Genomic DNA, 18,596 nt, shown 5'->3' with positions numbered 1-18,596 from the left:
CTCAGCGGCGCTCCAGTTCCTGCAGTTTCAGCCCGACCCACCAAAGCAACGCGATCGTGCCAAATGGGATCAGACATAGAAGACACCAGTATTTGTTGATCCCGAAAAATGGCAGAATCTTCACCATCGGAATGATGGTCAGCGCAGACAGGATCAGCCACCAGATGCCACCCATTATTCGGTCTCCTGTTTCTCATCCCCCGGCAGAATGTAGTTCGCTCCTTCCCAAGGGGACATGAAATCAAACTGACGGTATTCCTGCACCAGCGAGACAGGTTCGTAGACCACGCGCTTTTGCGCTTCGTCATAGCGCACCTCGGTATAGCCGGTGGTCGGGAAATCCTTGCGCAACGGATGGCCGCGGAACCCATAGTCGGTCAGAATGCGCCGAAGGTCCGGATGGCCCGAGAACAGAATACCGAACATGTCGAACACTTCACGCTCGAACCAGTTGGCCGAGGGGTGAAGATCGGTAATCGAGGGCACCATATCCTCTTCGCGGATCGAAACCCGCAGGCGGATGCGCTGGTTCTGGTACATCGACAGGAAGTGATAGACCACATCAAACCGCTTGGCGCGCTCGGGGTAATCGACGCCGGTGATGTCCACCAAAGTCGAGAACTTGCAGTTCTGATCGGACTTCAGGAACTCTACGAATTCAACAATGTTTGAAGGCGCCACATCCACGTTCAGTTCGCCATGGGTCACGTCCCAGGACAGAACACAATCAGCCCGTTTCAGTTCCAACTGCGCGCCGAGTTCTTTGAGTGCTTCGCTCATCAGCTCTCTCCTCAGCGTACGATTGTGCCGGTACGGCGGATTTTGCGTTGCAGCTGCATCAGACCGTACAGCAGTGCCTCGGCGGTCGGAGGGCAGCCGGGGACATAGATGTCCACCGGAACGACGCGGTCACAGCCGCGCACGACGGAATAGGAATAGTGATAATACCCACCGCCATTTGCACAGGACCCCATGGAGACTACATAACGCGGCTCGGGCATCTGGTCGTAGACCTTGCGCAGCGCCGGGGCCATCTTGTTGGTCAGCGTTCCCGCAACGATCATCACGTCGGACTGGCGCGGGGACGCGCGCGGCGCGATCCCGAATCGCTCAGCGTCGTAACGTGGCATCGAGGTGTGCATCATCTCCACCGCGCAACAGGCCAGACCAAAGGTCATCCAATGCAGTGAACCGGTACGCGCCCAGTTGATAATGTCTTCGGTTGAGGTCAGCAGAAAACCTTTGTCCTGCAGCTCGGCGTTCAGGGCCTGGGTGGCGACTTCCTTGTCGACGCCAGCGGTGTTTGCACCCGTCATCACTCCCATTCCAGGGCCCCTTTCTTCCATTCATAGGCAAAGCCGATGGTCAGCACCGCCAGGAACACCATCATGGACCAGAACCCGACATCGCTGATGTCCTTGAAGGCGACGGCCCATGGGAACAGCATCGCGATTTCCAGATCGAAGATGATGAAGAGAATCGAAACCAGATAGAATCGGACGTCGAATTTCATCCGCGCATCGTCGAAGGCATTGAAGCCACATTCATATGCGCTGACCTTTTCGGGGTCGGGATTACGGACGGCCAGCACCACAGCCGCAAGAATCAGGACGATTCCAAGGCCTACGGCAACGGCCAGAAACACCAGGATCGGGAGATATTCCCGCAACAGGTCTTCCACGAATAGCTCCTTTCCTGCGCATGCCCTGAACGGGTGCGCCGTCAATTGGCGTGTTGACTGGACATTCTCTATCCGTGCGGGGTCAGAGGGTCAACGGCAACCAGCCCCTCAAAAAACGTTCATTTTTGATATACCTTGAGAATTCAGCGGTTCAAACGGTGCTGGAACTGATTGAGACGGCGTAGGGTCGCTTCTCACCTGCCTTGTATTAGACATAAATAGACATGCCATAGGCGGTCAGTGTTAATAACTGCGCAAGCGGTGTTCTGGCCTTGTACAACGGCGTGTAGACATAGGTGTCACCGACAGATCGGCGGATCGTACGTCCTGCGTGGATGTAATAGTCGCCATCTCGGCCTTTTCGGAGTTTTGTAGGCGATCCGTCCGAGTTTTCCCGGCTAACTCCTAGTCCTTGCAAATCGAGCCAGTCGGCTGCCTGCTCTACATCATCTGAAAGCTGTAAGGCCCGGAAAATACAAACTTTAGCTTCGTGCGAATTGTGAATGCGTGACCAATCGAGTTCAGGCAAAACGCCGTCTTCCATACCCTGTTGCATGCAAGTTTCAACCGACGGAAAACGCCTCGTGGCCTTTAGCTCCCCGGCTGTCAAAGGGCGAAAGAACTCATCCTGAAAAGCGGGAACTGCAATATCCTCATTTTAAAAAGCATTTTCGATCCGGTCAGACAGTCCATTACCCAGAAAAAACAGCCCGGCCCCCACGAACGCCAGCGATATCAAGCGGTCCCGCCACGAACTGGCGAAAATTCTGTACCGCCAACATCCGATGAGTGCTTAACCCCCGCTAACAACAGCCAAAAAATCAGCCCGGCTAACGCCCCGATCGCAACAGCAGTCAAGATATTTAACTCGTCTCCATTTCTCCCGAGCACCGCTCCGCCAAACACAGTCCAAAAAAACAAGGCTTGCCGGCAGTGCCAGTTTTGATCCGCGCAGCACGACCCCGATGGTCAATACTGCGGCGCAAAAACCTAACGCCGGTATGAAGGCAAAGAAAAATGCGATGAAAATCGCTGATGTCGAGGACATTGTTGCCTGTCCGGCATCTGGCATCAGCCAAAGGGCTCCCGCCGCCCAAATATTGAGACAAATAAGTGTCGTTAGAATCGCTCGATTCAGGGCGACACATATTCGAAATGCAGCCGTAATAGTCGTATCGACACGGCACTCTCCTTATGCGAGTGCCCAGGTTAGGTATTTCAGATTGTTAAATGAAGTCAGGTATTTGTTACCCAAGCAGGTTTTCGTTTTTCGAAGAACGCACCGATTCCCTCTTGTGCCTCGTCGGTTTCCCATCTGTCCACCAGCGCCCGGATCGTCTGATCGATAACGGCATCGTCGATACGCGGCCCCAGGGTCCGGACCAATTCCTTGGCCGAGGCAACCGCGCCCGGCGCGCAGGATAGGTAGGGTAAAACTTCGGCCTCGACCGCATCGCCAAGTTTGGTGGCAGGGACTGCTTTGGCCAGCAACCCAAGCTCAACTGCTTCTGTGGCGTCGAACAATCGGGCTGACATGAACACGCGCCGCGCGCGTGCCTCGCCCATGCGGGCGATCACGTATGGGCCAATCGTCGCAGGGATCAGGCCAAGGCGGGTTTCTGTCAGGCCCATCTTCACGGTATCCACGCCAATTGCCACATCACAAACCGAAGCGAGCCCGACGCCCCCACCGAAAGCATTGCCCTGCAACGCCCCAATCAGCGGTTTAGACATTGTGTTCAGTGCTTGCAGCATCTCGGCCAGCTTGCGGGCCTCAGCAAATCGGGTGTCGGGATCGGCAGCCATTTGATCCTGCATCCAACCCAGATCACCGCCGGCACAGAAACTCTTGCCCGCACCGGTCAGAATCACGACCCGAACCGAGCCATCTGCACCCAGTTGCCCCGCTGCCTGCGTCAATTCGGCGATCATCCAGGCTGACATTGCGTTGTGCTTTTCTGCACGGTTCAATGTCAGCGTGGCGACGCCACGCGCGTCTGTGGTCACCGAGATCGTTTCAAACATGCCTGCTCCCTCATTCAGCCCGCATGGCTCGCGCCATCTGCGCAGCCTCTTCCACAACTGCCAGATCGAGCCCGGTTTGATACCCAAGCCGCTCAAGGTGCGCCGCGACGGCTTCGGTGGCAACGTTCCCGGCGGCACCGGGTGCATAGGGGCACCCGCCCAGACCACCAACCGCTGTGTCGAACGTCCGAATGCCCAGCGCCAGCGCGGCATCGATATTGTCGATGGCCCGGCCGTTCGTATCGTGAAAATGACCCGCCAGCCGAGTCACCGGCACGCGGTCGCGCACAGCCAAAAGCATATGGGCGATGGCATCCGGCGTCCCCTGCCCGATCGTGTCGCCCAGAGAAACCTCGTAGCAACCGAGCGAAAACAACCGATCCGCTACCTCTGCCACTTTTTCGGGGGGGGTTGGACCGTCATAAGGGCAGTCAGTAACGCATGACACATAGCCACGCACGGGCAGGTCAATGTGACGCGCAGCCTCAAGTATCGGAGTGAAGCGTTCGATGGAGTCAGCAATCGTTGCGTTGATATTGGCTTTCGAGAATCCTTCGGAGGCCGACGCAAAAACAGCGATTTCGTCCGCTTTTGCTGCCAGCGCGTCTTCGTAACCGCGCATGTTCGGCGTCAATGCGGCGTAACGAACCCCTTCGGCCCGCTTGATCCCGGCCAGCACTTCAGCACTGCCCGCCATTTGTGGCACCCATTTGGGCGAGACAAAGCTGGCCACCTCGATCCTGTTGAACCCAGCACGGCTGAGGCAATCGACCAGAGCAACCTTCTCGGCCACCGGGATCTCGCGCTTTTCGGTCTGCAGCCCGTCGCGCGGCCCTACCTCGAAGATCTCGACCCGTTCATCCATGGTTGTGCCCCTTCCTGCTGACCAATTTCAAACTGACTGTGCCACGTTGTACGGGAACGGGACAGGTCATTCCTCTTCCAGCCTGACCAGGGCAGCCCCGGCCTCAACCTGAGCACCCGCGTTGGCCAGAACTTCGGCCACAACGCCGTCACGCGCGGCCAGCAGAGAATGCTCCATCTTCATCGCCTCGAGCACCGCCAGCCGGTCGCCTTCCTGTACGGCCTGTCCCACCTGCGCAAAGACGGCTTTGACCAGACCGGGCATTGGTGCCTCGATCACATTGGTATCGCCACCGGCACTTGCATCGCGGTCCAGAGGATCAACTATGTCAAACGCCTGCCCGTAGTCTTCGAACACAGTGACCCGAGAGCCTGAGACCGCAACACGCGGCATAGGCTCCCCATTGATGGACCAGCATCCGGCAGAACGGTGCGCGATGACTGTCTCTGAGCCGACCTGCCATGTCTGGCGATCCGGGCTTTCGACCTGAACGTCCAGATCAATGACATCCTCGGCCTTCAACTGCACGGCCCGGTGCAGCGGAGCCCACAGCGAAAACCCGCTGTCTTCGTTCGTATCCACCAGATCCAGCGCGGTCATCGCCGCAGCAACACATGATTGCGCCGAGATCGGAGTTTCCTCCACCAACGCATCCAGATCACGGCCAATCAGGCCCGTATCCACATCCTCGGCGGCAAACCCCTGATGCCGGGTCAGCGCGCCCAGAAAGGCAAGGTTGGTGACGGTGCCCGCAACCTCGGTGCGCTGCAGGGCGCGATGCAGTTGTTCAAGGGCGACCGAGCGTGTGGCACCGTGAACAATGACCTTTGCGATCATCGGGTCATACCATGGGCTGATCGTGTCGCCAGCGCACACACCACTGTCAGCCCGACAAGACAATGGGAACTGCAAGTGTGTCAGTGTACCCGTAGCAGGCAGAAACCCTTTGGGGACATCTTCGGCGTACAGACGCGCCTCAAACGCGTGCCCGGTGATAGACAATTCCTCCTGCTGCTTCGGCAACGCCTCACCCGAAGCAACGCGCAACTGCCATTCCACCAGATCGACGCCGGTGATGGCCTCGGTCACCGGATGTTCCACCTGCAGGCGTGTGTTCATCTCCATGAACCAGAACCGATCCGGGCGCAGACCGTCCGAGCCGTCAACGATGAACTCAACCGTCCCTGCCCCTTTGTACCCGATGGCTTCGGCAGCACGCACACCAGCCTGACCCATCGCTTTGCGCATCTCTGGCGTCATGCCGGGGGCCGGAGCCTCTTCGATCACCTTTTGGTGCCGACGTTGCAACGAGCAGTCCCGTTCGAACAGTTGCACCGCGTGGGTACCGTCGCCGAACACCTGCACCTCGATATGGCGCGGCTTGGCGACGAACTTCTCGACCAGAACGGCGTCATTGCCAAAGGCGGTCCTGGCTTCGCCGCGGGCGCTGTCCAATGCCGAGGCGAAATCTTCGGGGCGTTCGACTAGGCGCATGCCTTTCCCGCCGCCGCCGGCGACGGCCTTGATCAGCACCGGATAGCCGATGGTATCTGCTGCTCCCGATAAATGTTCAGGATCCTGATTGTCACCGTGATATCCTGGAACAACCGGCACACCCGCCTGCTCCATCAGAACCTTCGCCGCATCCTTCAAACCCATCTTACAGATCGCATCCGCCGAGGGACCTATGAAGATAAGACCCGCAGCCTCAACCGCATCCACGAAGTCAGGGTTCTCGGACAGAAAACCATAGCCGGGATGGATCGCCTGTGCACCTGTATCGAGCGCCGCCTGAATGATCACGTCCCCCTTCAGGTAGCTTTCCGCTGGCGCCGCGCCGCCGATATGCACTGCCTCATCGGCCATCTGCACATGCTTGGCCGAGGCATCCACATCCGAGTAAACCGCCACACAAGAGACGCCCAACTTCTGAGCCGTCTCCATGACCCGGCAGGCAATCTCGCCCCGGTTGGCAATTAGGATTTTGTTAAACATTTTCTATCGCCCCTCAGATGCCAAATCTTCGACAAGACGAAACTGCTCGCACACCAGTTCCATCTCGGGATCAAACCCGCCATTGCGCTCAAAATACCGTCGGTGCCCGTCGCGCCATCCTTCCAGCGTGTTGTTCTCACCTTCGGCCAAAGCGAACTCCTCGGTCACCTCGCAATACCTGTAGATCGAGACATCGACGGTCTCGATCACCAAGGCCGGTCGGTCGTCCCACTCAAGAGCAATGTCGCGTCGACCCGGCCTTGGCATATCAGCACTCCCCGCTGGAAAATCCCTGAGTGCGCCACAAGTCGCGGTCTTTGCCCCGGACCTGACAAGCGCCAGTAACTCGTCACACAAGGACTTACTGTCACCAAACTTAAATGTCTGCGCATCGGGATAGCGTTCTTTTATCCGTTCCAATTCGGTGCTCATCTCACATCCTGAACACGCCGAAACGTGTCTCCTCGATCGGGGCGTTCAGCGCGGCGTTCAGCGACAGGGCCAGAACATCGCGGCTTTTGCGCGGATCAATGATGCCGTCATCCCACAACCGTGCGGAGGCATATAGAGGGTGCGATTGTTCCTCGAACATCTCCAATGTCGGGCGTTTAAATTCGGCCTCTTCCTCGGCGGACCATGTGCCGCCCTGCCGCTCGATCCCGTCGCGTTTGACAGTGGCCAGTACGCCCGCGGCCTGCTCACCGCCCATCACGGAAATCCGCGAGTTCGGCCATGTCCACAGGAATCGCGGCTGATAGGCACGGCCTGCCATTCCATAATTTCCGGCCCCGAACGAGCCGCCAACCAGCATTGTGATCTTCGGCACATTGGTCGTTGCCACCGCCGTCACCATCTTGGCGCCATGACGCGCGATGCCCTCGTTTTCGTACTTTCGTCCGACCATGAACCCGGTGATGTTCTGCAGGAAGACCAAAGGGATTTTCCGCTGCGAGCAAAGCTCGACAAAATGCGCGCCCTTCTGCGCGGCCTCCGAGAACAGGACACCATTATTGGCGATGATCCCGATCGGGCAGCCCTTGAGATGGGCAAAGCCCGTCACCAGCGTCTCGCCGAAGCGCGGCTTGAACTCGTCAAATCGCGAGCCATCGACCAGCCGGGCGATCACTTCGCGAATGTCGTAAGGCGTGCGCAGATCAGCGGGAACGACGCCGAGTATCTCCTCGGGGTCATAGGCCGGGTCTTCGGGGCTTGCCCAATCCACTGTCTGCGGCTTGCGCAGGTTCAGTGACCCGACTGCGCGGCGCGCCAGAGCCAAAGCGTGCGCGTCGTCCTCGGCCAGATAATCGGCCACGCCAGACAGGCGGGTATGGACGTCACCGCCACCCAGATCCTCGGCACTGACGACCTCACCGGTTGCAGCCTTGACCAGAGGCGGACCGGCCAGAAAGATCGTGCCCTGTTCCTTGACGATGATCGTCACATCGGACATCGCCGGGACATAGGCCCCGCCCGCCGTGCAGGATCCCATGACCACCGCGATCTGAGGGATGCCCTTCGCGCTCATCCGCGCCTGATTATAGAAAATGCGGCCAAAGTGATCGCGGTCCGGGAAGACCTCGTCCTGATTGGGCAGGTTCGCGCCGCCACTATCGACCAGATAGATGCAGGGCAGATGGTTTTCCTCGGCAATCTCCTGCGCGCGCAGGTGTTTCTTGACCGACATCGGATAATAGGTGCCGCCCTTCACGGTGGCGTCGTTGCAAACCACCATGACCTCGCGCCCCTGCACCCGGCCGATGCCTGCGACTACACCAGCACACGGCGCGGCGTCGCCATACATCCCATGAGCCGCCGTCGCGCCGATTTCAAGGAACGGAGACCCCGGATCGAGCAGGTTCGCCACCCGACGGCGCGGCAGCATCTTGCCCCGAGATTCATGCCGCGCGCGGGATTTCTCACCTCCGCCCATGCGGGCCGCTTCGGCAGCGGCAGAGATTTGCGCCAGCGCATCGAGATGCGCCGTGCGATTTGCTTTGAAGCCCTCGGAGGCGGGCATGGCTTTGGATGTGAGTTTCATGCGCGCAGCATCCTTTTTAGTTTTGCAGGCAATTGCCGGTGAGCTCTGACTGTTTTGAATACTGTTGGGAGTTTTCGGTCGAACCAGTATCCCCACGGGTGGCCAACCGCATCTGCGCCGCTCAGCAATTCCAACATCGCAATGACATTTGCTCTGTTATAAAACCACAGCAATCGACCCGAAAAACTTAGTTGGAAAAATGCGTCCTGCGGCCAATTGATTTTAGTTTTCTTCGGCACATGGCAATTTCCGCAAATCGAAGTTCCCCACAGAGAACTTAGCTGATGCCTATGCATACCTACCGGATAGAGGCCGTCGGGCGAATGAATGCTCGTTCCGCCAAGGCCAATGTAGATGAGTTCATGCTCTCGGTGCCAATTTGCGTAGTTTCGCCTTGGGTGCTCAAACTTCATGACAACAGTGTCCCGCCGGACCTCGGCAGCGTTTGACTGGTTGGGGCGCACTTCTAGTTCTGCAGGTACGAATTTCGCAGGTTTTTGGCAGTTTGGGCATTCAATTTCCACCGTCTTTGGAAGAGACGCCATGTCGCGCTCAAGTTTAAAAGCTGATTTCATTGCGCGGCCTCTCTCGAGGCCAACGCCTTCAATTCCCTCCGAATGACCTTCCCCGTCACCGTCATCGGCAGTTCCTCCAGAAACGCCACCTCGCGCGGGTAGGAATACTGCGCCAGACGGTCCTTGACCCAGTCCTGCAATTCCGGCTCCGATGCCTCAGCACCCGGCTTCAGAACCACGTACGCCTTGACGATCTCGGTCCGCAGCGGATCGGGCTTGCCGACCACGCCCACCGTCGCCACCGCCGGGTGGGTCAGCAGGCAATCCTCGATCTCAGCCGGGCCGATGCGGTAGCCTGCCGAGGTGATTACGTCATCATCGCGACCTACGAATCGCAGATAGTCGCCTTCCCACACGCCGCGATCTCCGGTGATCAGCCAGTTACCTCGGAATTTCTCGGCCGTGGCGACAGGCCGGTTCCAGTATTCCAGCATCATCGAAGCCGAGCCGTGCCGGATGGCCACGTCGCCCTCTTCATCCGTCGGATTGCCATCGTCGTCGATCACAGCAACCTCATGACCCGGCACCGGTTTGCCGATACAGCCGGGCTGGACGGGGAAATCCTCGGCGCAGGAGGACACGACCATGTTGCACTCGGTCTGGCCGTAAAACTCGTTGATCGTCAGGCCAAACGCTTGCTGACCCCAGGCCAGCATCTCGGCCCCCAAGGGTTCTCCGCCCGACGCAACCGAACGCAAACCCGGTATCGCCTGATCTGCAGCTTTCAGCATCCGCAGTGCGGTCGGGGGAAAGAACACGTTCCGTACCCCGCCGCGTGCGACGACATCAGCGCATGCCTCAGGTGTGAATTTGTCCAGCCGTGCGGCAACGACCGGAATGCCCAGCGCCAGCCCGGGCATCAACACATCGAACAACCCGCCGATCCAGGCCCAGTCGGCGGGCGTCCATAGGCAGTCACCGTCGCGCAGGTGGTTGTGGCTGATCGAAACGCCCGGCAAATGCCCGGTCAATACCCGATGCCCGTGTAAGGCGCCCTTTGGGCTGCCGGTGGTGCCCGAGGTATAAATCAGAATCGCCGGGTCTTCGGGGCCGGTATCTGCAAAGGACAGCGGGTCATCTGACGGTGATATCTGCTCGACCAACACAGGCCGGGCCAGATCACCCAGCAATGTGGTCCCATCCAAATCTGTCAGTACGATTTGCGCCCCTGCATCACCGACGCGCGAGGCCAGAGCGTCATGTTTGAACAGTTTGAACAACGGCACCGAGATCGCGCCAACCTTCCAGATCGCCAGATGCGCCGCCGCGCACCATGGCGACTGACTGAGCAAGACACCCACGCAATCTCCGGGTTTCACATGTTGCTGCAATGTCCGGGCGATACCGTCTGTAAAGCGCTCCAACTGGCCAAAGGTGATCGTTTTACACCCACCTTCGGTAAGATCGACAATCGCCACGCTGTCACGAGATTGCGACAGACATTGCCGCGCCATGTTGATCCGGTCCGGAATTACCCAGCCCCCCGTTTCCCGCAAACCGGGTATGCGGTTAGTGGGATGCATGGCCAAAACCCCTTATTTTTCTAACACTTCCAGAGCGTGTGCATTGATGCGAACCCCCAAGAACTTGATGCAGATCAGAGTTGCCAGGGACCGCGCCCTGCACAACCGAAACATCAACAAATTCAAAGGCTCTAAAATGTCCAATAAACTCGCCGCATTGACTCTTACGACTGCGCTGGTCGCGCTTACAGCCCCTGCCTTTGCCCAGAACCAGGGCGACTGGACCGTGGGTGTCGGTGTTGGCTACCTGGACCCGAAATCCGACAACGGGACGCTGACCGGCGGTCTCGACGTCGAAGTGGATTCGGACACCCGCCCGATCTTTACCGTCGAGTATTTCCTTCGCGACAATCTTGGCGTCGAACTGCTGGCCGCCACTCCGTACAGCCATGACATCACACTGAACGGCAGCATCGACGCTGGCAGTGTCAAGCATCTGCCGCCCACACTGTCGCTGAACTATCACTTCCCGACCAATTCCGCCTGGAAACCCTATGTCGGGGCCGGCATCAACTACACCATCTTCTTTGACGAGAAATCGGGCCTGGGCGATCTGAAACTGGATAACTCGGTCGGTCTCGCCCTGCAGGCTGGTCTCGATTACATGGTCACCGAAAAAGGCGCCGTGCGTCTGAACGTGCGCTGGTTTGACATCGATTCGGACGTCACGCTGAACGGCAACGACATGGGAACCGCTGAAATCGATCCCTGGTTGGTCGGTGTGTCCTACGTCCATCGATTCTGATCCTATTCAGACAACGCCCCGCGGACCTCTCCGGCGGGGCGTTATTTTTTTCAAAGCATCTTGCTCATCAGTTCCCGCCCAATCAGCATTCGGCGGATTTCACTGGTGCCCGCACCGATCTCCATCAGCTTGGCGTCGCGGAAAATACGGCTGACCGCTGAATCCGACAGGAACCCGGCTCCGCCCATTGCCTGTACCGCCTGATGCGCCTGTGTCATCGCCTGTTCCGAGGCATAGAGGCAACACGCCGCCGCATCCTGACGAGTCACATCCCCCCGATCACAGGCTTTAGCAACCTCGTATACATAGGCCCGCGCAGAATTCATCGCGGTGTACATGTCGGCAATCTTGCCCTGCATCAACTGAAAGCTACCGATAGGTTTGCCGAACTGCTTTCGCTCGGACAAGTAGGGCATGATCTCGTCCAGGCAGGCGGCCATGATTCCTGTTCCGATCCCGGCCAGAACCACACGTTCGTAGTCCAGCCCGGACATCAGTACCGCTACGCCCTTGCCCTCTTCACCCAGAACGTTTTCGAAGGGCACCTCGACATCTTCAAAGATCAGTTCCGCAGTGTTCGATCCACGCATCCCCAGCTTGTCGAAATGAGGCGAGGTCGAGAATCCCTTCATCTCCTTCTCGATCAAAAAAGCGGTGATCCCCTTTGATCCGGCATCCGGGTCAGTCTTGGCATAGACGACCAGAGTATCCGCGTCCGGTCCGTTGGTGATCCAGTACTTGTTGCCGTTCAGCCGGTAATGATCGTTGCGCTTTTCCGCGCGCAGCTTCATTGACACGACGTCAGATCCCGCCGACGCCTCGGACATCGCCAGCGCGCCCACGTGCTCACCCGAGATCAGCCGCGGCAGATACTTTGCCTTTTGCTCGTCATTGCCGTTCAGCTTGATTTGGTTGACGCACAAGTTCGAGTGCGCCCCGTAAGACAGGGAGACCGAAGCAGACGCCCGAGCGACCTCTTCAACCGCGACGGTATGGGCCAGATAGGACATCCCCGCCCCACCATATTCCTCGGGCACCGTGACGCCGAGCATCCCCAACTCACCCATCTCTTTCCACAACTCGTTGGGAAACGCGTTCGAGGCGTCGATCTCTGACGCCATCGGCTTGACCCGCTCTTGCGCCCAGCGGTGCACCATCTCGCGCAGGGCGTTCACGTCCTCGCCCAGATCAAATTGCATGGTAGCCGTGAACATACGCGATCTCCTCCTCCGCATAAATGAACAGTTGTTCAATAAACTGATATCAGCCTTCCCACGCCCGGTCAACGTCTCTGATCAAAATCCATAGGCACGACAAAGCAGCCGCGCGACAGGCGGTTGCGCAAACTATAGGGTGTGCGCCAAAGGCGCACTCATTTGGATTAGGATTGGAAAACCGCGCCAACTTCGGCACGAATGATGCGCGCAATAAGGCGGCAATCTTGCAACGAAAACGTGAGCGGCACGCGCATATCCATGATCCCGGCAAGAACGCGATCACTTGCCGGCATCGGCGTGCTGTCAGCATAGCGCCAGCTGTCATAGCGCGAGGTAAAACCGGTCGGCTCTGCCCCGCCGAACCACTTGAGCTCGACACCACGCGTCGCGCAGCGCCGGATCACTTCGGCAATACGCTCTGGAGACCAGTCGAGCAAAAGAAACTGGATGGACGAACCTACATACGTTTCTGCCACGGGCCGCTCGACAATCGTCAGGCCGGTCGTTCCGCGAAGACCTGCTTCGATCTCGGAATAGCGTTCGTTCCAACGGTGAATCTGCTGGTCCAGTTCGCGCAACTGTGGGCGCAGAATAGCCGCGCGCAGGTTGTCCATACGGCCTGAGACATTGGGAGTGGTGTATTTTATCCGCTCAAACACTTCTGGGCCAGGCGCGGCAAGATGGCGTTCGTACAGCATATAGGAACCAGACAGCATCGTGGCTTTGGCGGCGAGTTCTTCGTCATCGGTGATCAGCAGGCCACCCTCACCCGAATTGACATGTTTGTAGGTCTGACACGAGTAGCATCCGATGGCACCCTGCCGCCCCGAAGACTGCCCGCGCCACGCGGCACCCATCGTATGCGCGCAATCCTCTATCACGATCACCCCGGCCGAGTCGCATATCTGCATCAGCCGGTCCATGTCGCACAAATGCCCGCGCATGTGACTCAGCATCAGTACGCGGGCCTGATCCAGCTTGGCCTCGAGATCATCCAGATCAATTGTCAGGTTTTCCGTCACGCCCACAAAGACCGGTTTAGCCCCGACAGAGGCAATCGACCCCGGCACCGGCGCCAGAGTGAACGCGTTGGTCAGAACCGGATCACCCGGCTGCACGCCCACTGCCCGAAGCGCCGTGGCCAGCGCGTATCCGCCGGAAGAGACAGCCAGGCAGTACTTGGCCCCCATCTGCGTTGCGAATTCCTGTTCCAGCAGCGCGGTTTCGCCCAACTCTCCGGGCGCGACGTTGTAGCGGTGCAGCCGCCCGTGGCGCAGCACGGCCAGAGCGGCCTCTATCGCTTCTTCCGGGATGGGTTCCTGCTGGGTGAAACTGCCAGTGAATATCTCAGTCATAAGTTCGTTGTGATGTCGCTGACGGTCAAGGTCAAGAGATCACGCCGCCTCACCGATCAACCCGGCCACAAGAGCCGGAAGATCATTGAAATGGTGCAGCAAGGCTTCCGGCTCCAGCGCAGCCATATCGTCCCCGGACGGTCCGAACGTGACCAGCACCGACGGCACCCCCGCCGCCCGCGCCGTATTGCGGTCCGTGTCGGAATCCCCGATCAGTACGCAAAGGTCCGGGTGCCCTCCGGCCCGACGCGCAGCTTCGCGCAATGGTTCCGGGTCCGGCTTTCGCACCGGCAGCGTATCGGCCCCGACCAACGAAGCAAACCGGTCCCGTACCCCCATCTGTGTCAGCAGCTGATGGGCCAGCGCCTCGGGCTTGTTGGTGCAAATGCCGACGCCGTAACCTGCGGATTTCAGCAGTTCCACCGCTTCCAGCGCGCCTGGATAGAACTTTGTATGGGTATCAATCTCCTGCGAATAGGCATCAAGCAGCGTCGGATAATAGGCATGAACAGTGTCCTCATCATAAGCTCCGACCCGCTTCAGCCCGTGGGTCAGCATCATCCGCCCGCCTCGCAGCGCAACGGCTGCATCCTGCCCGTCAACCAGCACATCCCCGTGCCCCATCTGGCGGAAACAGTGGTTGGCAGCGGCCAGCAGATCGCCCGAGGTATCGGCCAAGGTTCCGTCCAGATCGAAGATTACCGTGCGCATTTTGCCTCCTGCCTCGGCGGGATTTCGCCGTGTCGTGTTGCAAACGGCAATCTTGTTTGATGCCCGAACCGCTTGCGCCTTTGCCCCCAGCGGATAAAACGGACAGCAACAAAACACAAAGAGAAATCGATTTCATGAGCACTGCCCTTGTCATCCTTGCCGCCGGAAAAGGCACCAGGATGAATTCGGATATCCCCAAAGTTCTGCATCCGATCGCACAGACGCCGATGCTGGTTCACGCCATGCGCGCCGGCGCGGTTCTCGCGCCCGAGCGCACCGTAATCGTTACTGGTCACGGAGCCGAGGCCGTTGCCAAGGTCGCCACTGCAGAGGACGACGGGACCAAGATCGCAGTGCAGGACGAGCAGCTGGGCACCGCACATGCTGTCGCGCAGGCGCGCGAAGCCTTAAAGGGCTTTAAAGGCGACGTGGTGGTTCTGTATGGCGACACGCCGTTTCTGCAGCCCGACACGTTGGAGCGGATGATCGCGGCGCGCGCTGAAAACGATCTGGTCATTCTGGGGTTCGAGGCCACCGATCCTGCCCGATACGGGCGATTGATAATGAGCGGTGGAAACCTTGATCGTATCGTTGAATTCAAGGACGCGTCTGATGAAGAGCGCGCGATAACCTTTTGCAATTCTGGTCTTTTGGCCTGTGATGCCGATACACTGTTTTCGCTGATCGACACCGTCGGAAACGACAACGCGTCAGAAGAATACTATCTGACCGACGTCGTAGAAATCGCACGCACCCGCGGCCTGAAGGTCACCGCTGTTGCCTGTGATGAGGCGCAGACACTGGGTGTCAATTCACGGGCTGATCTGGCCGCAGCGGATGCTGTATTTCAGGCCCACGCGCGCACCGAACTGCTGGACCTGGGCGTGACTCTCATGGCACCCGAAACCGTGTATCTGGCCGCTGACACCGTGATCGGCCGCGACACAGTAATTGAACCCAACGTGGTTTTCGGCCCCGGTGTCACCGTCGAAAGCGGCGCGACGATCAGGGCGTTCTCGCATCTGGAAGGTTGCCACGTTAGCCGTGACGCCATTGTCGGTCCCTATGCCCGCCTGCGCCCCGGTGCGGAACTGGCCGAAGGCGCGCGCGTCGGCAATTTCGTTGAGGTCAAGAACGCCGAGATCGGCGAAGGCGCCAAGGTCAATCACCTCAGCTATATCGGTGACGCCTCGGTGGGTTCCGCGACGAATATCGGCGCGGGCACGATCACCTGCAATTATGACGGCGTGATGAAGCATCGCACTACGATTGGCGAAAATGTCTTTGTTGGCTCCAACACCATGCTGGTGGCGCCGGTGACCGTCGGTGACGGCGCAATGACGGCAACCGGCACGGTTGTGACGCGGGATGTTGAACCCGACGCGCTTGCCGTGGCGCGGGCCAAGCAGGACAACAAACCGGGTTATGCGCGTAAATTGTTTGATATGTTGAAGGCGAAAAAGGCTCGCCAGAATAAAGGGGCCTGAGTTTATGTGTGGAATTGTTGGAGTTCTGGGGAGCCACGAAGCAGCCCCGATTCTTGTTGAGGCGCTGAAACGGCTGGAATATCGCGGCTATGACAGCGCCGGAATCGCGACGGTCAGCAAAGGGTCACTGGGGCGTCGGCGGGCCGTGGGCAAGCTTGTAAATCTCAGCGACCTGCTGGTGCACGATCCTCTGCCAGGAAAATCCGGGATCGGCCACACCCGCTGGGCCACACATGGCGCGCCCTCGGTCACCAATGCGCACCCCCACAAGGCCGGGCCGGTGGCGGTGGTTCATAACGGCATTGTCGAGAATTACCGGGAACTGCGCGCCGAACTGGCTGGGCATGGGATCGATTTCCAGACGGAAACCGACACTGAAACCGTCGCCCTGATGACCGAGCATCTGCTTAAAACCGGCCTGTCACCGGTTGAGGCTGCATTTAAAACCATCGATCAGTTGCAGGGCGCCTTTGCTCTGGCCTTCCTTTTTGACGGTGAAGACGACCTGATCGTCGCAGCCCGAAAGGGCTCACCGCTTGCCATCGGGCATGGTGACGGAGAGATGTTTGTGGGCTCGGACGCGATTGCGCTGGCCCCGCTGACCGACAGGATCACTTATCTGGAAGAGGGCGACCGGGCGGTCCTGACACGCACATCGCTGGAAATTCGCAATGAAGTGGGAGAGCTTGCCAACCGCGAGATGCGCAAGATCAAGCTGGATCACGCGCGCACCGACAAAGGCGGCCACAAGCATTACATGGCCAAAGAGATCGCCGAGCAGCCCGTCGTTGTGGCCGAGGCGATCCGGTCATACCTGCCCACCGGTGGCGATCAGGTGGTACTGCCCGATGCGGATCTGGATTTTTCGAAACTGGATCGGCTGACCATGGTGGCCTGTGGCACCGCATTCTATGCTTGTCTGACCGCGAAATACTGGTTCGAACAACTTGCCAGGATACCGGTTGAGGTCGATATCGCCAGCGAGTTTCGTTATCGTGAGCCTCCGATTGTAGACCGCACTCTTGCCCTGTTCGTCAGCCAGTCCGGCGAGACGGCAGACACGCTGGCCGCCTTGCGCTATTGCGAGGGCAAGGCGGACAAGATCGTTTCGGTGATCAACGTCCCGGAAAGCTCAATCGCGCGGGAAAGCGATTTGGCTCTGCCAATCCACGCCGGGGTCGAGATTGGTGTGGCGTCGACCAAGGCTTTCACTTGCCAGCTGAGCGTGCTGTTGATGCTGGCGCTCAAAGCCGCCGCTGATCGCGGCACATTGACAGATGAAGAAATTGCCGATCATGCCGCTGCCCTGCGCGGCCTTCCCTCGGCGCTGAACACGGCGCTTGATCAGGGCCGTGCAATTCGTAAATCGGCGCAGCGCCTGTCCGAAGCGCGCGACGTTCTGTTCCTGGGTCGCGGGCTGATGTACCCGCTGGCGATGGAAGGCGCGCTGAAACTCAAGGAAATCAGCTATATCCACGCCGAAGGTTATGCATCGGGTGAGTTGAAACACGGTCCCATTGCCCTGATTGACAAACATATGCCTGTCGTGGTCATGGCGCCGCGCGACGCGGTTTTCGACAAGACTGTTTCCAACATGCAAGAGGTGATGGCGCGTAAAGGCAAAGTCATCCTCGTGTCCGATGACGATGGAATCGCTGAGGCAGAAGACGGTGTCTGGAGCGTCATTCGCATGCCTCACATACACCCCAGCCTGGCCCCCATCCTGTATTCAGTCCCGGCGCAACTCCTAGCCTACCATACGGCGGTGGCCAAGGGCACGGATGTGGACCAGCCGCGCAATCTGGCGAAATCCGTCACGGTGGAGTGAAGCATGGCCAAGCAGTTCCCGGAACTGGACGATGCCCAGCGCAAGTTCATCGAAGACCAGCACATGTTTTTCGTTGGCACGGCGGGTTCCGACGGGCGGGTCAATATTTCGCCCAAAGGGATGGATTCCTTGCGTGTCCTCGGGCCCAACCGTATTGTCTGGATGAACCTGACCGGCAGCGGCAACGAGACTGCCGGGCATTTGCTTGAGATCAACCGCATGACGCTGATGTGGTGTTCGTTCACGACAAGGCCGCTGATCCTGCGAACTTATGGCACGGCACACACTCTGCACTTTGGCGACGAGGGTTGGGACGAATTGGCCAGATTGTTCCCGAACCACAGAAGCGCTCGGCAGATCTACGATCTGGATGTTGATCTGGTCCAAACTTCTTGCGGCTATGCGGTTCCGTTCATGGAATACCAGTCTGAGCGGGATACGATGCAACAATGGGTCGATGGCAAGTCCGACGATCAGATTCAGGCCTATTGGACGGAAAAGAACCACCAGACCATCGACGGGAAACCCACCCGCGCCCCGGGCTGAACTTC

At 58.8% G+C, this 18,596-nt stretch carries 19 protein-coding genes; 4 read left to right on the top strand and 15 right to left on the bottom strand.

Annotated features, from left to right (window positions below; translation table 11 throughout):
* Nucleotide 1 precedes the first annotated feature (1 nt).
* From GOX66_RS01440 to GOX66_RS01385, 12 genes are all read right to left on the bottom strand, one after another.
* Nucleotides 2–175 carry a hypothetical protein gene (locus tag GOX66_RS01440; RefSeq protein ID WP_170433422.1) on the bottom strand — a complete coding sequence of 58 codons (174 nt, stop codon included), beginning with the start codon at nt 173–175 and terminating at the stop codon, nt 2–4.
* Entirely contained in the window at nt 175–780 is a 606-nt protein-coding gene (locus tag GOX66_RS01435; RefSeq protein ID WP_170758875.1) for an NADH-quinone oxidoreductase subunit C, read from the bottom strand. The genes GOX66_RS01440 and GOX66_RS01435 overlap by 1 nt, the downstream gene beginning before the upstream one ends.
* A gap of 11 nt (nt 781–791) precedes the next feature.
* Nucleotides 792–1,325 carry a NuoB/complex I 20 kDa subunit family protein gene (locus tag GOX66_RS01430; RefSeq protein WP_170352611.1) on the bottom strand — a complete coding sequence of 178 codons (534 nt, stop codon included), beginning with the start codon at nt 1,323–1,325 and terminating at the stop codon, nt 792–794.
* On the bottom strand, nt 1,316–1,681 hold the full coding sequence (locus GOX66_RS01425; protein WP_170758873.1) for an NADH-quinone oxidoreductase subunit A: 366 nt from the start codon (nt 1,679–1,681) through the stop codon (nt 1,316–1,318). The genes GOX66_RS01430 and GOX66_RS01425 overlap by 10 nt, the downstream gene beginning before the upstream one ends.
* A gap of 208 nt (nt 1,682–1,889) precedes the next feature.
* On the bottom strand, nt 1,890–2,237 hold the full coding sequence (locus GOX66_RS01420; RefSeq protein ID WP_170758871.1) for a hypothetical protein: 348 nt from the start codon (nt 2,235–2,237) through the stop codon (nt 1,890–1,892).
* A gap of 680 nt (nt 2,238–2,917) precedes the next feature.
* The gene (locus GOX66_RS01415; protein ID WP_170758869.1) at nt 2,918–3,706 is read right to left on the bottom strand and encodes a crotonase/enoyl-CoA hydratase family protein; all 789 of its coding nucleotides are present in this window, start codon (nt 3,704–3,706) and stop codon (nt 2,918–2,920) included.
* 10 nt (nt 3,707–3,716) lie between these two features.
* Nucleotides 3,717–4,571 (bottom strand): hydroxymethylglutaryl-CoA lyase, encoded by an 855-nt coding sequence (locus GOX66_RS01410; protein ID WP_170758867.1) that lies wholly within the window; start codon nt 4,569–4,571, stop codon nt 3,717–3,719.
* A gap of 66 nt (nt 4,572–4,637) precedes the next feature.
* Nucleotides 4,638–6,566: an acetyl/propionyl/methylcrotonyl-CoA carboxylase subunit alpha gene (locus GOX66_RS01405; RefSeq protein WP_170758865.1), complete on the bottom strand. Its 1,929-nt coding sequence runs from the start codon at nt 6,564–6,566 to the stop codon at nt 4,638–4,640.
* A gap of 3 nt (nt 6,567–6,569) precedes the next feature.
* Nucleotides 6,570–6,998 (bottom strand): ASCH domain-containing protein, encoded by a 429-nt coding sequence (locus GOX66_RS01400; RefSeq protein ID WP_170758863.1) that lies wholly within the window; start codon nt 6,996–6,998, stop codon nt 6,570–6,572.
* A gap of 1 nt (nt 6,999) precedes the next feature.
* Nucleotides 7,000–8,604, bottom strand: a complete 1,605-nt coding sequence (locus GOX66_RS01395; protein ID WP_170758861.1) for a carboxyl transferase domain-containing protein — start codon at nt 8,602–8,604, stop codon at nt 7,000–7,002.
* Entirely contained in the window at nt 8,601–9,179 is a 579-nt protein-coding gene (locus GOX66_RS01390; protein WP_170758859.1) for a hypothetical protein, read from the bottom strand. Before GOX66_RS01390 ends, GOX66_RS01395 begins: the two co-directional genes overlap by 4 nt.
* Complete coding sequence (locus GOX66_RS01385; RefSeq protein WP_170758857.1) at nt 9,176–10,702, bottom strand: AMP-binding protein; 1,527 nt, start codon at nt 10,700–10,702, stop codon at nt 9,176–9,178. The genes GOX66_RS01390 and GOX66_RS01385 overlap by 4 nt, the downstream gene beginning before the upstream one ends.
* Before the next feature lie 136 nt (nt 10,703–10,838).
* Between GOX66_RS01385 and GOX66_RS01380 the strand changes: the two genes are divergently transcribed.
* Nucleotides 10,839–11,447, top strand: coding sequence for an OmpW/AlkL family protein (locus GOX66_RS01380; protein WP_170758855.1), 609 nt, complete (start codon nt 10,839–10,841; stop codon nt 11,445–11,447).
* Between the two features lie 50 nt (nt 11,448–11,497).
* Here GOX66_RS01380 and GOX66_RS01375 read toward each other — a convergent pair whose 3' ends face one another.
* From GOX66_RS01375 to GOX66_RS01365, 3 genes are all read right to left on the bottom strand, one after another.
* The gene (locus GOX66_RS01375; RefSeq protein ID WP_170758852.1) at nt 11,498–12,661 is read right to left on the bottom strand and encodes an isovaleryl-CoA dehydrogenase; all 1,164 of its coding nucleotides are present in this window, start codon (nt 12,659–12,661) and stop codon (nt 11,498–11,500) included.
* A 167-nt stretch (nt 12,662–12,828) separates the two neighbouring features.
* Nucleotides 12,829–14,019, bottom strand: a complete 1,191-nt coding sequence (locus GOX66_RS01370; RefSeq protein ID WP_170758850.1) for a DegT/DnrJ/EryC1/StrS family aminotransferase — start codon at nt 14,017–14,019, stop codon at nt 12,829–12,831.
* 39 nt (nt 14,020–14,058) lie between these two features.
* Nucleotides 14,059–14,730, bottom strand: a complete 672-nt coding sequence (locus GOX66_RS01365) for an HAD-IA family hydrolase (protein WP_170758848.1) — start codon at nt 14,728–14,730, stop codon at nt 14,059–14,061.
* 134 nt (nt 14,731–14,864) lie between these two features.
* Between GOX66_RS01365 and glmU the strand changes: the two genes are divergently transcribed.
* The 3 genes from glmU to GOX66_RS01350 are packed head-to-tail and all read left to right on the top strand — an operon-like array spanning nt 14,865 to nt 18,591.
* Nucleotides 14,865–16,217: a bifunctional UDP-N-acetylglucosamine diphosphorylase/glucosamine-1-phosphate N-acetyltransferase GlmU gene (gene glmU / locus GOX66_RS01360; protein ID WP_170758846.1), complete on the top strand. Its 1,353-nt coding sequence runs from the start codon at nt 14,865–14,867 to the stop codon at nt 16,215–16,217.
* A gap of 4 nt (nt 16,218–16,221) precedes the next feature.
* Nucleotides 16,222–18,045, top strand: coding sequence for a glutamine--fructose-6-phosphate transaminase (isomerizing) (gene glmS / locus GOX66_RS01355; RefSeq protein ID WP_170758844.1), 1,824 nt, complete (start codon nt 16,222–16,224; stop codon nt 18,043–18,045).
* Between the two features lie 3 nt (nt 18,046–18,048).
* A complete protein-coding gene (locus tag GOX66_RS01350) occupies nt 18,049–18,591 on the top strand; it encodes a pyridoxamine 5'-phosphate oxidase family protein (RefSeq protein WP_170758842.1) in 543 nt (180 codons plus the stop codon).
* Nucleotides 18,592–18,596: the final 5 nt, after the last annotated feature.

This window comes from Ruegeria lacuscaerulensis (genome assembly GCF_013031245.1).
In the GTDB taxonomy this organism is placed as follows: domain Bacteria; phylum Pseudomonadota; class Alphaproteobacteria; order Rhodobacterales; family Rhodobacteraceae; genus Ruegeria; species Ruegeria lacuscaerulensis_C.
Note: the sequence above shows the minus strand (reverse complement) of the source record. Positions and strands in the feature narration are given on the sequence as shown.

Bases quoted from the DNA above. Each gene is read 5' to 3' on its own strand.
- GOX66_RS01440 (WP_170433422.1), bottom strand. From the start codon at position 175: ATGGGTGGCATCTGGTGGCTGATCCTGTCTGCGCTGACCATCATTCCG.
- GOX66_RS01435 (WP_170758875.1), bottom strand. From the start codon at position 780: ATGAGCGAAGCACTCAAAGAACTCGGCGCGCAGTTGGAACTGAAACGG.
- GOX66_RS01430 (WP_170352611.1), bottom strand. From the start codon at position 1,325: ATGGGAGTGATGACGGGTGCAAACACCGCTGGCGTCGACAAGGAAGTC.
- GOX66_RS01420 (WP_170758871.1), bottom strand. From the start codon at position 2,237: ATGCAACAGGGTATGGAAGACGGCGTTTTGCCTGAACTCGATTGGTCA.
- GOX66_RS01415 (WP_170758869.1), bottom strand. From the start codon at position 3,706: ATGTTTGAAACGATCTCGGTGACCACAGACGCGCGTGGCGTCGCCACG.
- GOX66_RS01410 (WP_170758867.1), bottom strand. From the start codon at position 4,571: ATGGATGAACGGGTCGAGATCTTCGAGGTAGGGCCGCGCGACGGGCTG.
- GOX66_RS01405 (WP_170758865.1), bottom strand. From the start codon at position 6,566: ATGTTTAACAAAATCCTAATTGCCAACCGGGGCGAGATTGCCTGCCGG.
- GOX66_RS01400 (WP_170758863.1), bottom strand. From the start codon at position 6,998: ATGAGCACCGAATTGGAACGGATAAAAGAACGCTATCCCGATGCGCAG.
- GOX66_RS01395 (WP_170758861.1), bottom strand. From the start codon at position 8,604: ATGAAACTCACATCCAAAGCCATGCCCGCCTCCGAGGGCTTCAAAGCA.
- GOX66_RS01390 (WP_170758859.1), bottom strand. From the start codon at position 9,179: ATGAAATCAGCTTTTAAACTTGAGCGCGACATGGCGTCTCTTCCAAAG.
- GOX66_RS01385 (WP_170758857.1), bottom strand. From the start codon at position 10,702: ATGCATCCCACTAACCGCATACCCGGTTTGCGGGAAACGGGGGGCTGG.
- GOX66_RS01380 (WP_170758855.1), top strand. From the start codon at position 10,839: ATGTCCAATAAACTCGCCGCATTGACTCTTACGACTGCGCTGGTCGCG.
- GOX66_RS01375 (WP_170758852.1), bottom strand. From the start codon at position 12,661: ATGTTCACGGCTACCATGCAATTTGATCTGGGCGAGGACGTGAACGCC.
- GOX66_RS01370 (WP_170758850.1), bottom strand. From the start codon at position 14,019: ATGACTGAGATATTCACTGGCAGTTTCACCCAGCAGGAACCCATCCCG.
- GOX66_RS01365 (WP_170758848.1), bottom strand. From the start codon at position 14,730: ATGCGCACGGTAATCTTCGATCTGGACGGAACCTTGGCCGATACCTCG.
- glmU (WP_170758846.1), top strand. From the start codon at position 14,865: ATGAGCACTGCCCTTGTCATCCTTGCCGCCGGAAAAGGCACCAGGATG.
- glmS (WP_170758844.1), top strand. From the start codon at position 16,222: ATGTGTGGAATTGTTGGAGTTCTGGGGAGCCACGAAGCAGCCCCGATT.
- GOX66_RS01350 (WP_170758842.1), top strand. From the start codon at position 18,049: ATGGCCAAGCAGTTCCCGGAACTGGACGATGCCCAGCGCAAGTTCATC.